Source organism: Streptomyces flaveolus, assembly GCF_000716535.1.
In the GTDB taxonomy this organism is placed as follows: Bacteria; Actinomycetota; Actinomycetes; order Streptomycetales; family Streptomycetaceae; genus Streptomyces; species Streptomyces flaveolus_A.
Window position 1 is genome coordinate 1 of the sequence record NZ_JNWV01000081.1, and the last position, 13413, is coordinate 13413.

10 protein-coding genes and 1 pseudogene are annotated in these 13413 nt (G+C 73.5%); 5 read left to right on the top strand and 6 right to left on the bottom strand.

Annotation, left to right across the window (positions count from 1 at the left end):
• Positions 1-252, top strand: a pseudogene (locus tag OO52_RS44555) (alpha/beta hydrolase); the annotation flags it as partial.
• 105 nt (positions 253-357) lie between these two features.
• On the opposite strand, the gene OO52_RS44560 reads toward OO52_RS44555, so the two are convergent.
• On the bottom strand, positions 358-786 hold the full coding sequence (locus OO52_RS44560; RefSeq protein ID WP_030658990.1) for a hypothetical protein: 429 nt from the start codon (positions 784-786) through the stop codon (positions 358-360).
• Between the two features lie 121 nt (positions 787-907).
• Here OO52_RS44560 and OO52_RS44565 point away from each other — a divergent pair, with 121 nt between their 5' ends.
• Positions 908-1447 (top strand): CGNR zinc finger domain-containing protein, encoded by a 540-nt coding sequence (locus tag OO52_RS44565; RefSeq protein WP_030658987.1) that lies wholly within the window; start codon positions 908-910, stop codon positions 1445-1447.
• A gap of 102 nt (positions 1448-1549) precedes the next feature.
• On the opposite strand, the gene OO52_RS44570 is transcribed toward OO52_RS44565, so the two are convergent.
• Positions 1550-2023 (bottom strand): Dps family protein, encoded by a 474-nt coding sequence (locus OO52_RS44570; protein WP_030658985.1) that lies wholly within the window; start codon positions 2021-2023, stop codon positions 1550-1552.
• Positions 2024-2201: 178 nt separating this feature from the next.
• A complete protein-coding gene (locus tag OO52_RS44575) occupies positions 2202-2777 on the bottom strand; it encodes a TetR/AcrR family transcriptional regulator (RefSeq protein WP_030658983.1) in 576 nt (191 codons plus the stop codon).
• A 213-nt stretch (positions 2778-2990) separates the two neighbouring features.
• Here OO52_RS44575 and OO52_RS44580 point away from each other — a divergent pair, with 213 nt between their 5' ends.
• Together OO52_RS44580 and OO52_RS53750 are read left to right on the top strand one after the other, a co-directional pair.
• Positions 2991-3425, top strand: a complete 435-nt coding sequence (locus OO52_RS44580) for a hypothetical protein (RefSeq protein WP_030658981.1) — start codon at positions 2991-2993, stop codon at positions 3423-3425.
• A 128-nt stretch (positions 3426-3553) separates the two neighbouring features.
• Entirely contained in the window at positions 3554-6898 is a 3345-nt protein-coding gene (locus tag OO52_RS53750; RefSeq protein WP_037631145.1) for a helix-turn-helix transcriptional regulator, read from the top strand.
• 13 nt (positions 6899-6911) lie between these two features.
• Here the strand turns inward: OO52_RS53750 and OO52_RS44590 are convergent, their stop codons facing one another.
• On the bottom strand, positions 6912-9779 hold the full coding sequence (locus OO52_RS44590; RefSeq protein ID WP_030658978.1) for an AAA family ATPase: 2868 nt from the start codon (positions 9777-9779) through the stop codon (positions 6912-6914).
• A 485-nt stretch (positions 9780-10264) separates the two neighbouring features.
• Complete coding sequence (locus OO52_RS44595; RefSeq protein ID WP_234340011.1) at positions 10265-12556, bottom strand: ATP-binding protein; 2292 nt, start codon at positions 12554-12556, stop codon at positions 10265-10267.
• A 284-nt stretch (positions 12557-12840) separates the two neighbouring features.
• On the opposite strand from OO52_RS44595, the gene OO52_RS44600 reads away from it, so the two are divergent.
• Positions 12841-13128 carry a hypothetical protein gene (locus OO52_RS44600; RefSeq protein WP_030658973.1) on the top strand — a complete coding sequence of 96 codons (288 nt, stop codon included), beginning with the start codon at positions 12841-12843 and terminating at the stop codon, positions 13126-13128.
• A 33-nt stretch (positions 13129-13161) separates the two neighbouring features.
• On the opposite strand, the gene OO52_RS44605 is transcribed toward OO52_RS44600, so the two are convergent.
• Positions 13162-13413, bottom strand: a 252-nt coding sequence (locus tag OO52_RS44605; protein ID WP_030658971.1) for an alpha/beta hydrolase, incomplete at its 5' end; no start/stop codon positions are given.

Consider the following 13413-nt stretch of genomic DNA (forward strand, 5'->3'; position numbering starts at 1 on the left):
AAGCTGGCCTCCTTCGACGCCTTCTTCGCCGTCCCCCTCATCGGCCCCCGCCCCCTGCTCCAGATCATCGGCAGCCGCGCCGTCACCTCCTGGATGGCCATCGACATCCACCAACGCGCCACCGGCCCCAAGGAACTCCACCGCATCCACGGCGCCACCCACGTCGACCTCTACGACAAGAAGCAGTACATCGACCCCGCCATCGACAAACTCACCGACTTCTACACCACCCACCTGGGTACGGCCGGCTGAGCCGACGCCGGTTCGCATGCGGAAGGGGCCGACAGCGCGCGCTGTCGGCCCCTCCGGCATGCGAACCGGCAGTCCGTGTGAACGTGTCCAGGGCCCGCAGAGGGCTCACTTCGCCTGCAGGGGGCCCGCGAAGGACTTGCGCAGCGACGAAGGGGCGGCGAGGGGGAGGAGCGAGGCGAGCACCTTGCCCTTGAAGGTGCTCGGCTGCCGCGTCAGCTCGACGTCGACCCGGGTGCCGTCGCCCTCGGGAGTCATCCGGAAGACCCAGCCGCCGCCGGCTCCGAAGAGCTTGGAGTCGAGGGTGGTGATGGTGACGGTGTCGCCGTCCGGTTCCCACTCGTAGCGTGCGCGCTCCCAGGCGGCCGAGGTGCCTTCGGTGACCTCGGCCCAGGTGTCGCCGAGGTCGTGGACCTCGAAGTGCTCGGCGTCGATCGTGGGCCAGGCCTTCGCCCGGGAGGGGCTGAAGTCGGTCAGTACTTCCCGCACGTCCTTGGGGCTGAGCGTGGAGACGAGATGGAACCGTACGACTGCCATGGGGTTTCCTCACCAAGAAGTAACTGTTCTGACCGGTGACGAGAGATTCCCACGGGCCCACGTCACCTGTCAAGGCGGTTACTCTGGAAGGGCGTCCACTTCCCTGTGTCTGGAGGATCATGTGAGACATGTGTTTCCGTGCGGGACGCCCGCCCTCGACTTCGTGGGCACCCTTCAGGAGCGGCGTGCGACGGTTCCGATCGAGCGGATCGGCTCCCCCGGGCTGCTCGACTCCTGGTTGGTGGAGGCCGGGCTGCTCGACGAGCGGCCCGCGTCGGACCACACGGACCTGCGCGCGGCCCTGGAGCTGCGGGAGGCGATCTACCTGCTGGTGCGGGCCCGGCTCATCGGCAGTCCCCTTCCCGCCGGCGCGGTCACCGCGGTGAACCGGCGGGCGGCCGGAGCGCCGGTTGCCATCTGCCTGGGGCCCGGCGGCACGAGCCGTTCCGGTACGGCCGCCCAGGCGCTGGCCGGCCTGGCGCGCGAGGCGGTCGAGATCATCGCGGGCCGGGACGCGGCGCTGCTGCGCGAGTGCGGGCGCCCCGACTGCACACAGGTCTACCTCGACCGCTCCCGGGGCGGCCGGAGGGAATGGTGTGCGATGTGGACCTGCGGGAACCGCGTCAAGGCGGCTGCCCTGCGGGCACGTCGCCGGCAGTGACGGTGACAGTGCCGCGCCCGAACCGGTGCGCACACGTGTCGATGCGGGACGGCCCCTCGTGCGGGACCGCCCCGTGCTCCCTCGGGATCGCCCCGTGCCCCCTCAGCCCCGGTTCTCGGCCTGGAACATCCAGCTCTGCTTCTCCAGGTCGGCGGTCAGGCCGATCAGCAGGTCCTGGGTCACGGCATCCGCCGGGCCGGTCTCCTCGATACGTTCCCGCACCCGTGCGATGACGGCGGCGAACGTCCGCACCAGGGCCTCGACGGCGTCGGCGTCCTTCGTCCAGCCCGGCGGGAACGCGGGCACGCCGCTGGTGGCGGTGATGGTGGCGGCCCGGCCGTCCGGGCTGACCCCCAGCGCGGCGGCGCGTTCGGCCACCACGTCGGCGTAGTCGCGTGCGGTGGTGACCACCTCGTCGAGCTGGAGATGGATGGAGCGGAAGCGCGGCCCGTACAGGTTCCAGTGCGCCTGCTTGGCCACCAGGGACAGGTCGAGCAGGTCGACCAGGGTCGCCTGCAGGGCGCTCCCCGCGACCTCGCGCTCCTTGTCCGGCAGTGGGCTGTTGATGACCGTCATGGGTATGCGGGTCCTTTCCCCGATGTCGCAAGTGTCCTCATTGTCGAGGCCTCGGGTTTGCGGGGGATCAGTCGTTTGACTGCCGCCCGGCGACGGAGGGACGGCGGGCACATCCCGTTCGTGGGCCGGCTCGGGACCGAAGGAACCGAATCGATGCCCTCATCGACGGCCATGAGGCTCAGTCGAGAACCCGCAGTGCCACGGCGACGGCCGGCTCCAGGAACGCCCGGTCGGCGCGGGTCTGGCTCATGACGCGCAGGCCCTGGATGAACGTGGTGAGGAAGCGGGCCAGCTCCACCGGACTGCGCTCGCCGGACAGCTCCCCGCGTGCCCGAGCCCGTTCCAGGGCCTCGGTCAACACGGCCTCGACGGCGGTCATGGCCGTACGGACCTGCTCCACGGTGCCGTCGTGGGCCGCGCGTTCGACGGTCGCGTTGACCAGCAGACAGCCACGTTCCGGGTCGGCGGCGTCGGCCGTCACCATCGCGAGCAGCAGCCGCCGCAAGGCCGTGCGGACGTCACCCCCCGCCCGCATGTCCCGGTCCAGCGCCGCCACCAGACCGTCGCAGTAGCGTCGTAAGGCCAGGGCGTAGAGACCGTCCTTCGAACCGAAGGCGGCGTACAGGCTGCCGCTGCCGATTCCCAGCAGCTCCGTCAGCCGTGGCATCGGCGTGGCACGGTAGCCCTGCCTCCAGAACACGGCCATGGCCTGCTCCACTGCCACGTCGGTGTCGAATCCACGAGGACGTGCCACACCGAGATCCTTTCGTCGGTCGAGTCGGACCCGACTCTGACACCCGCGGCCACCCGCGGCATGAGTCGATCGACTGCAAACCTGACACCGCGGGGCACCTCGCTCCGCCGCCCGGACCACGACGTTCCATATCGATCCGGGCAGGGACATGTGCCTCCGGGTGTTGTGCGGTTAGCCTCGACGCCATTGACGGCAAACAGCCCGAGGACCGACATGCAGCTGCACCTGAACCCCCCGCTGGAGCCTGCCGACGCGCCCCGGCACGCCGCTGCCATCGTCGCGGCGGCGGCCGACATCAGCGGTGCGGCGCTGAACTACAGTCCGGAGAGCATCGATCTGGTGGAGGACATCGTCGACGGTTTCCGGGCCGAAGGCGTGACCGTCGAGGACATGGCGGAATCCCTCGTCGCCTTCGGCTGTTACGTCGGCGAGATCCTCACACGTCACGTCGGCGGAGTCTGGCGGCACGCCTCGGCCGCCCACCCCGAGGCCGAACCCATCGTCGTGGAGCTGCCCGACGCACGGGAGTGCCACCCGATCGACTGGGTCTTCAGCCGTCTGGAGTTCGGAGCGGACGTCAGCATCCGTGACCTCTACGCGGCGGCGGGTGCGGACGGCGCGTTCGCGGACGAGCGGACATGTGAATGACCAGGCGTCCCGGTTCCGGCACGTATGCGTGATGCCGGTGAGGCTGTGGACGGACAGCACGCGGAGGGGCGGTGAACGCGCGTGCGGGAGGTGAGCACGCGCGTCGGGGGAGTGGGGGAGGTCACGGGATGAGCGCGCACATCGGCTCGGACGACGTCGGTCCGGACGGTACCGCCGGTCTGCTCGGCCGGGAGCGGGAACGGAAACTGGTGGCCGCGCTGCTGACGGCCCTGCCCCGCGGCGAGGGACGGGTGCTCCACCTGAGCGGCGCCCCGGGCACCGGCAAGTCCGCCGTCATCCGCTTCGCCGCGGCCGCGGCCGGCCGCCAGGGCATACGTGTGCTGTCGACGGCGTGGGCACCCGGCGAGCGCGGACTGCGGCATGCCGCGCTGCACCGCCTGCTGCGTCCCGCCCTGGCAGGTATCACCGCCCTGCCGGCCCGCGAACGAGCCCTGCTGGACGCCGCGTTCGGCGGCGGCGCGACCACGCCGGGCACCGGTGAACCGGACATGCCGGGTACTCGCGAACCGGCCGCGGTGGGCTCCGCGGAACTGGCCGGGCCGGGTACTGGTGAGCTGGCCGGGCCGGGTACTTGTGAACTGGCCGCGGTGGGTTCCGCGGAACTGGCCGAGGCGGGCACCGACGAACTGGCCGGGTCGGCTTTCGTTGAGCCGGCCGGGTCGGCCTCCGATGAATTGGCCGGGTCGGCCTCCGCTCGATTGAGCCCGTCGGTATGTGCGGAGCAGGCCGCGGTGGGCTCCGCGGAACCGGTTGCGCCGGCCCCCGCTCAACTGGCCGCAGCGGTGATGCGTCTGCTGGCTGTGGCAGCGGAACCGGTTCTGCTGTGCGTGGACGACCTCGACCGGCTCGACGGCGCGAGCCGCGACACACTGCGCGCTCTGGCCCGGCTCTGCGCCCATACGCGGGTGGGCCTGATCGTCGCCGAGCGGGCGGCCTCCGACGTCCGGACCCTCCCCCATGCGCTCACGGTGACGCTCGGGAGCCTGCCCTCCTCCCTGGCCCGTGCGCTCGTCACCCGTGCCGGCCGGGCCACCGGGTACGCCGAGGAGCAACTCGTCCTCGCCGTGGCGCGGGGGAATCCACTAGCCCTGACTGAACTCTCCATGGACGGTGGCCATCCCGGCGACACGGCGGGCTTCGGCATGCTCCCCGCGACACCCCGTCTGGCCGAGGCGTACGCGGAGGACGTGGAGGGGCTCTCGGCACCGGCCCGCACCGTGCTGCTCACTGCCGCGCTGAGCGCCTCACCGGTCACCCGGGACATCCTGCGCGCGAGCACCTCGTTGCTGGACGGCGACCGGGCCGCCCGCGCCGGACTCGCCGAGACGATCGCCCGTGGACTCGTCGCCGAGTCGGTCGGGGTCGAAGGGGCTGAAGGGGCGGTCGTGGCCGAGGGGGCCGGCCCGGTCCTCGGAGCCGTAGACCTCAGGGAGGAGGGCGCCGAGGAGAATCGGCGGCTGTACTTCCCCGAGCCGCTGGTCCGTCCGGCCGTGCTGCGCCTGGAGTCGGCGGCCCGGCGCATGGCCGCTCACCACGCGCTCGGGCGGAGCCTCACCAGCCCTCCCCACGCCGCCTGGCACACGGCCCAGTGCGTGGCAGGCCCCGACGAGGAACTCGCGCGGCGGCTGGAGTCGCTGGCGACCGCCCCCCTTCCGGGTACCGCCGTGCTCGTGGCCCTGGCCGCACTGGAACACGCCGCCCGTCTCTCCTCGGACCCGGAACGCAGGGCGGCCCGGTTGCTGCGGGCCGCCGAACTCGCCTGCGAACACGGTCTGACGGACCAGGCGTTCCGGTACGCCCGCCAAATCGACCCGACCGAGCTGGGGACGTTCGGACGTGCCCTGTTGCTGTGGGTGCACGATCTGCTGCCGGGCAGCAGCGCGGTCGGCCGGGAGCGGATCGCCGAACTGTGCGAGGCGGCTCGCGCCGTCGCCCCGCAGGACCCCGCGCTCACGCAGAAACTGCTGTACGCGGCGGCACGCAGGTGCTGGTGGCAGCAGGCCGGCCTCGGCGAACGCCGCATGGCCCTGCGAACCTTCGAGGACCTCCGGTCCGGGCCCCGGGACGCACGGGACGTCGCCGTCATGGCGCTGACCGACCCCCTCTCCCTGCCGTGCACGGAGCCACCGCATTCCGCGGCTGCGCATTCGGTCTGCGGGCTTCCCGACGTGGCGGGCTCGCATTCCGCCTCGGGGCCGCCTGGTGTGGCGGGCTCGCGTTCCGCTTCCGGTCTGTCCGGCGAGGCGGCTGCGCATTCGGTCTCCGGGCTCCCCGGCGTGGCGGCCCCGCACTCCGCCCCTGGTCTCCCCGACGCGGCAGCCCCGCAGCCCGCCCCCGGACCGGCCAGCGGTCACGGTGACGGTGACGGTGACGGTGACGAGCAGAGTCTGGTCGGTCAAGTCGCTCACCTCGTTTCCGATCTCGATCGGGCGGCGCCGCTGCTCGAAGCGGCGGAGGCGGACGTTCGCGCAGGCGGCCGGTACGGGCGGCTGCCACAGCTCCTCGTACCGAGGGCGATGGGCCAGATCTGGCTCGGTACCCAGTGGCACATCGCCCAGGCGCTGGCCGAGGAGGGCCGGATGATCGCCGGTCGGACGGGGCAGCCCGACTGGGTGGCGAGGGCCACCGGCACGCTGGGCATCATCGCGGCGTTGCGGGGACAGCACGACAGGGCACTGGAGTACGCGGCGGAGGTCGAGGAGGCCTCCCTGCGCCTCGGTCAGAACCGGCAACTGAACCTGGCCGTGCTGACCCGCGCCCTCACGGCGTCCGGCACGGGCCGGTACGCAGAGGCCTACGCGCGACTGCGTTCCCTGTTCGCCGGCCCGGCGACGCCGTACGCCTTCGAGCAGTTCTGGGGTCTCGCCTTCCTGGCCGAGGCGGCGCTGCCCGCCGGAGAGGAGGCCGACGCCAGGACCGTCGTCGAGCAGGTCACGGCCCTGACCGAGGCGGGGCGCGCACCCCTGCCGCAACGGATCCTGGTGTACGCCGGCGCGGTCCTCGGCCCGGACGACGAGGCGGAGGTCCGTTACCGCCGGGCACTGCGGCCCGGGGTCGGCGCCTGGCCACTGCTGCACGGCATGACCCAGTTCGGCTACGGAGCCTGGCTCAGGCGCCGGCGCCGGGTCACGGAATCCCGCACGCCTCTGGGCACCGCCGAGTCCGTCCTGCGGACCCTGGGAGCCTCGTCCCGCGCGGAGCAGGCGGCATCCGAGCTGAGGGCGACCGGCCAGGCGGCGGACGAGCAGTCCAGTACGGACGACATCGCCCGCCTGCTGTCGCCCCAGCAGCTGACCATCGCCCGCCTGGCCGCCCGCGGCCTGACCAACCGGGCCATCGGGGAACAGCTGCGCCTGTCACCCCGCACGGTCGCCTCGCACCTGTACCAGATCTTCCCGAAGCTGGGCGTCTCCTCCCGCGCACAACTCGCCGCGAGGATCGGCAGCGACTGACGGGTGGGCCCGGTCAGGCGGCCTGGCGGTCCCGCAGCACCTCGGTGAGCTGGGCCCGCGCCGTCACACCGAGCCGGGGGAAGATGCGGTAGAGGTACGCGCCGATGGTCCGCGGCGAAAGACCGAGCTGTTCGCCGACCTCACGGTTGGACAGTCCACGGCCGGCGAGTTCGGCGATCCGCAGCTCCTGCGGGGTGAGCAGATCGCGGGCCGCGGCCGGCCGGGACACGCCCGGGGTGCCGCCGTCCGCCCGTTCCCCGGAGGCCCGCAGCTCCCCGGCGATCCGGGCGAGGCGTGCCTCGGCACCGAGCATGGTGTACCCGGCCGCCGCCTGGCGCAGCGCCGCACGCGAGTCGGCGAACTGCCGCCGGCGCCGCAGCCGCCTGCCCTGGGCCAGACGCAACGGCGCTTCGAGGCACGGCCAGAGGGCCAGGTCCTCGGCGAAGGCTCGCTCGGACAGCGCCTGAGCGTCCCGGCCGTCCCGGCCGACCTGGTCGTTCTGTTCGTCCCGGCTGTCCCGGGCGTCCCGGCGGCTCCGGTGGTCCCGGCCGTCCGCGAGGACGGCGCGCGCCACCGTGAGCCGGACGGCGACCGCCGGGGGGCACTCGGCACCCAGCTCCGCCTCGATCCGGTCGAGGGTCGCGAGTGCCTCCTCGGAGGCGTTCTCGGCCTCGGCGGTCTCCGCGTAGGGGATCAGGGCGAACAGGGCCGCCGCGCGGCTCCCCGGGTCGGACAGGAGGGACGACAACGCCGGCCAGGCGGCCCCGAACTCGCCGGCCTCCACCTGGGCACAGGCCGCGCCGACCGCGAGCACCGCGTCGATCGAACGCACCGAGCGCCGGGCCGCCTCCAGCTCGGCGGCACTTCCCCGACGTACCGCGCCGCCGGTGCGCAGACCTCGTACGAGATCCTCCAGAAGGCGGGCGGCTGCCGCGTGGTGGTCCTGGCCGTGCGCCTCGGCGAGTTCCGCGCACCGCCGGAACGCGTGGCCGCTCTGGCCCCGGTCGCCCATGGCCAGGTGCGCCAGCCCCTGCCGGAGCAGCACCCCGGGCAGCTGGTCGGGCCGGTCGTGGAAGCGGTGGCGGCGTTCCGCCTGCCGGTACAGGTCCAGCGCCCGCAGCGGGTCGCCCGCCAACAGCGCGGCCTCGCCCAGGAGTTCGAGGTCGCGTACGGGTACGTCGGTCAGGTGCCGGACGGCGGACGCGCCCGCGAGGACGGTCGTGGCACGGCGCACCGGGGCGAGCGTGGCCATGGCGTGCAGCAGCCGGGGGTCGTCCGAGAGGTCCGGCATCCCGTCGAGGAAGGCCAGCAGCGCCTCGGCGCGCGCGTCGTCGCCCGCGACCGCGGGCGCCGTGATCCGGGCCAGCTCCAGCGCGTTCTCCTGCTCGGCGGCACCGGCCGGCGCGGGCCAGGCGGCGGGGTCGGCCGGCGGCTGCCCGCCGTTCCCGGTCCCGGAAAGGGCCTCGGCGCACAGCGTGCCGAGAGGGCCGAGCGGCTGGCGCAGTGCCTGGTGCGCCATCGTCCGGGCCAGGCGCTCCAGGCCGAGGACGTGGGCGAGCTGGGCGGCCCTGAGGGCGCAGCGGCCCCGGTCCGCGGGCAGCGGATGCAGGTCGGCCGCCCGCCGCAGCAGCCGGACGGCCGTCGGGGGCTCGCACTGCTCCAGCGCCTGGCCGTGCACCGCCTCCAGGCGGCCGGCCAGCTCCGGGTCACACCCCTGAACGGCCTGCGACCGGTGCCACAGCATCTGTACCGAGCCGGGCGCCAGGACGGCCGCCAGGGCCGCGTGCGCGGCACGGCAGCGCCGCGGGTCGGTGCCGTGCACCACCGCACCCGCCGTCGCGGGGTGGTCGAAGTGCAGCCGCATGCCGTCGAACGCCACGAGGCCCGCGCGTTCCGCGGGGTCCAGCGCCGTGAAGTCCAGTTCGGCGCCGCCGATCCGCGACGCGGCCGAAAGCAGCAGCGGTAGGTCTCCCGCCGGGTGCAGCGCCGCCACCAGCAACAGGTCCCGCGTCCCGGAGGGCAGGTGCGCGGCGCCGGGCGCCAGGGCGGCGGCCAGCCGGTCGGACGAGGCCGGCACGCAGGGCACCGAGTCCTCGGAACCGGCCGGGAGCTCCAGCAGCGCCAAGGGGTTGCCGGCCGCGGTCGCCAGCAGCTCGCGCACGGCCTGCGCGTCCAGGCCCGGACGCCGCGCCGCCAGCAACCGGGCGGACGCGGCCGGGCCGAGCGGGCCGAGCGGCAGCTCGGGGAGGCCGGCCAGGGAGGCCGGACGCGTACGGTGCGGACGGGAGGTCATCAGCAGCGCCAGCGGATGGCCCTCGGCCCGCCGGGCGACGAAGGTCAGCACGTCCCTGCTCGGGGCGTCCAGCGCGTCCCAGTCGTCGACGGCCACCAGAAGGGGCTGCCCGGCGCGGCTGACCGACTCCAGGACCCGGACAACGGCGAAGGGAAGCCATGACGGCCCGCCCGGCGCGGGGGCGCCGTCGACCAGCACCCTCTCCACAGCGTCGAGCGGCCCGGCGGCCGGTGACCGGTGCGGGTCCGCCAGGAGCGGCCGGACGATCTGGAGCAGGCCGGACAGGCCGGGCGGGTTGCCGCCCCGGATGCCGGTGCAGCGCAGGACGCGCATGCCGGTGGCCACCGCGGCCTGGACGGTGGCTTCCAGCAGCGCCGATTTGCCCGCACCGGCGCGCCCGCACACCACCCGGGCCGCTCCGTGGGCCCTCGCCTCGCGCAGGAAGTCCTTCAGCGCCCGCAGCTCCGGATAGCGGCCGACGAGCCCCGGATCGTCCGGCATCGCCCCGCGACGGGGGGCGACGAGCGACAGCGCGGGCTGCGCCTCCTCGACCGTGGTGAGAGGGGAGAGCCTGGTCCGCGCGTTCATCGTGCCCCCTGTTCCGTGCGAGCGGTCCCGCCCGTCCAGGGAGCGCTCTCGTGCCTGCTCCCATCCCACTGGAGCGGAAGCCGCGGAACCAGGCAGTTCGCATGCAGCTTGGCCCGCCGGGGGAGGAACCCCGAGGCAGCGGGCACGCGCGCCGTCCCTGTGAGCGGTCGCGACACACGGGGCACTACGCGCCGAGGCGGGCCGGGCCAGACCTGCGGGGAGCTGGGGGTACGTCACGCGCCGCTCGGGGTATGTCACGTGCCGCTCGGAGATGCGTCGTGCGCCGCGCGGAGTGCGTCACGCGCGCTCGGAATGCGTCACCTGTCGCTCGGAGGCGTCATGCGTCGCGCCCGACGACGTCACGTGCCGAGGCGGGCCGGGTCGCGCGTGCTCACGGACTGCCCGCCCGCCGGCGACCGCCGGCGCCGGCCGCCCCATCAAGCCTGGCTGTCGCCTGTCGCCTGTCGCCGGCGATGTCGGCCGTTTCAGGTCTGCTCGGTGGGTGCTGTGGGTGCTGTGGCCGCGTCCAGGGCGTGCGCGTTGGCCCGCATCCGCTCCGCGCGCGGACTGTGGATCGCGCTCAGCAGGTCGGCCGCCCGCAGCCAGCTCTCCCGCGCCCCCGCACGGTCACCACGCTCCTGTTGCGCGGTCGCCAGATGGTCGAGCACCTCGGCCTGGTTGTAGCCGTCGAAGGCCTCTCCGTACAGCCGCAGCGACTCCTGATAATCCGCCACGGCGGCATCGAGATCGCCGAGGCGTTGTCTGGCGTAGCCCATGGTGTCACGGGCGGCGGCCTCGATACGGACGTTGCCGTGCCGCCGCAGCAGCGGGACCGCCTCCTCGCACAGGGCGACCGTCTCCTCGTACCGGCCGAGGAGGGCGAGATACCAGCCGACCGCGTTCATCTCGCGGGCCGCGGTACCTTCGTCGCCCTGGGCGCGGTAGAGCTCCAGCGCCCTGCGGGCATGGTGCAGGGCCTCGGCGTAGCGCTTCTGCCGGCCCCGTACCCAGCCGATGCTCCGCTCGGTGGCCGCGCGCGCCACCGGGTCCAGCCGCTCCAGCAGCCCGAGCAGCGACTCGACCTGCCGGTCGGCCTCGTCGAGCTGGCCCGTCTCCGCCAGCGCGCGGGCGAGATCCGCGGAGTTCCGAGCGATGGCGGCCGGCTCGTCCAGTTGCAGGGCGGCGTCCAGGCCCATGCGTTTGGTCTCGATCTCCTCGGTCCAGCGGCCCGTGACCGAGTAGTAGGTCACCCAGTCCTGCGTGAGGTTCATGCGGAACCGCAGCAGCCGGGGAGCGTCCAGGGAGCGCAGCGCCGCCGCGACCGTCGACTCCTCCCGACGGAACCAGTCCAGCGCCTCCTCGCGGGTGTCGAGAAGGACGCGCACCGCGCCTTCGGCCGGAGGGCCGACCGAATCGGAGGCGGAGCGCCCCAGCAGCCGGTTGGCCCAGTGGGCGTTGTAGCGCAGGTAGTCCAGCAGACGGGTCTCGGCGCCGACGCGGTCGTCCCGTTCCCGCTCGAAGAGTTCGGTGCCGTAGGCCCGTATCAGGTCGTGCAGCACGTACAGACCCTCCGCGTCCCGGGACAGCAGGTTCGCCGAGATCAGCTCGCGCAGGTGCCGCCGGGCCGCCGCCGTACCGACGCCCGCGAGCGAGGCGGCGGCCTCCGCCGACACCGACGGTCCCGGATGCAGGGCCAGGTACCGGAAGAAACGGGCGGTCCCGGGTGTCAGGGCCCGGTACGACCACGAGAACACGGCACGGACGTCGACGCGCCGGTCACCGCTGGACAGGGCGTCCAGCCGCGGCCGGGACTCCCGCAGTTCGCGCACCACCGGTCCCAGCGGAACCTGTGGCGACGCGCTCACCTGCGCGCCCACGATCGCCACCGCCAGCGGCAGGAAACCGCACAGCTCCACCAGCTCCGCCGCCGCCCGGGGCTCCGCCCGGCACCGCTCCTCGCCGATCCTGGCCGCCAGCGCGGCCAGCGCCTCCTCGCGCGACCACACGTCCAGACCGACCAGCGTGGCGTCCTCGGTCACGGCCAGACCGGACAGCTGACTGCGCGAGGTGATGATGGTCAGACACCCCGCCGAAGCCGGCAACAGCGGTCTGACCTGCTCCTCGTCGCGCGCGTTGTCGAGTACGACGATCAGCCGCCGGGACGCCGCCCGCTCGCGGAACAACGCCGACCGCTCCTCGGTGCCGCGCGGTACCGAGGAGCCGGGCACTCCGAGCGCGTCCAGGAACCCGGCGAGGGCCTCGCCGGGGTCCAGGGGCCGTCCCGAGTCCTCGAAGCCGCGCAGGTTCACGTACAGCTGGCCGTCCGGGAACCGGTCCGCCACCTGGTGGGCCCAGTGCACCGCGAGCGTCGTCTTGCCGACACCCGCCATGCCGCCGATCGCGGAGATGACGACATGTGCTCCGCGCCCGGCGACGTGTGAGCTGAGCCGGTGGACGGCCGTGAGCGCCTCCGTCCGGCCGCGGAACGTCGCGAGGTCGGGCGGCAGCTGCCGCGGAACCTGCTCCGTACGCCGCGTCGCCGCCTCGACGAACCGCCGCCGCTCGTCCTCGGCGAGTTCCAGGGCGTCCATCAGCTCGCTCAGCGTGGCCTGCCGCGGCAGGCTCTGCCCCCGTTCCATGTCGCTGATGGCCCGCACACTCACCCCGGACGCCTCGGCCAGGCTCTCCAGCGTCAGCAGCGAACGCTGCCGCGCCGCACGCAACAGCCGGCCGAACTCCGCCTTGTCCATCCCCACCCCCAGTTCTGGAATGGCCATTAAAGCAAGTGGGGGACGCCGGAGCCCCCGCGTGGCCCGGGCACCCGGCGAAGCGTCCCGCACCGGTGCCGAGCCGGGTCCCTACGACACGTGTGCCGCGACGAGCGTCACGACGACGGTTTGCGACGAGCGTCACAACGACAGTCATGTGACGCATGTCGGGACTGATACGGCCGGTGAACACTTATGGAGTCAATGACCTTGCCATCGTCGACCAGCCGCAATACGCAGTCGCGCCGAAAGGCTCATCGTGGCCCTCGCGTATTGCCCGAAGGGCGTTTCCCATGGTCACCAAGACTGTCTGGCTCGTAGGGTTCGCGTTCCGCTCCGACCAGGGCCGAGTGGTTCAGCACTTCTACATCGTCCTGGAGGCGGCCGACGCCGCGGTGGCCCGCGAGACCGCCCTGCGCAGAGCCCGCACCCCCCGCGAACGCGCCCTGCGTGGCGGAGCCGACGTCGAGGAGGCCACCGCCGAGACGCGCGAGGTCGTCTGCGACGGCCTCGGCGTCTGGCGCCTGGAGGGCCGGGGGCCTGCTCCCGAGGAGCCCTCCGCGCTCTCGGCCGCCGCGTGACCCCGGCCGGTCACTTTGCCCCCGCTCGGTCGCTCAGTTCGTGGCGCCGAGGTGGGTGGTGTAGAAGTCGGTGAGTTTGTCGATGGCGGGGTCGATGTACTGCTTCTTGTCGTAGAGGTCGACGTGGGTGGCGCCTTGGATGCGGTGGAGTTCCTTGGGGCCGGTGGCGCGTTGGTGGACGTCGACGGCCATCCAGGAGGTGACGGCGCGGCTGCCGATGATCTGGAGCAGGGGGCGGGGGCCGATGAGGGGGACGGCGAAGAAGGCGTCGAAGGAGGCCAGCTT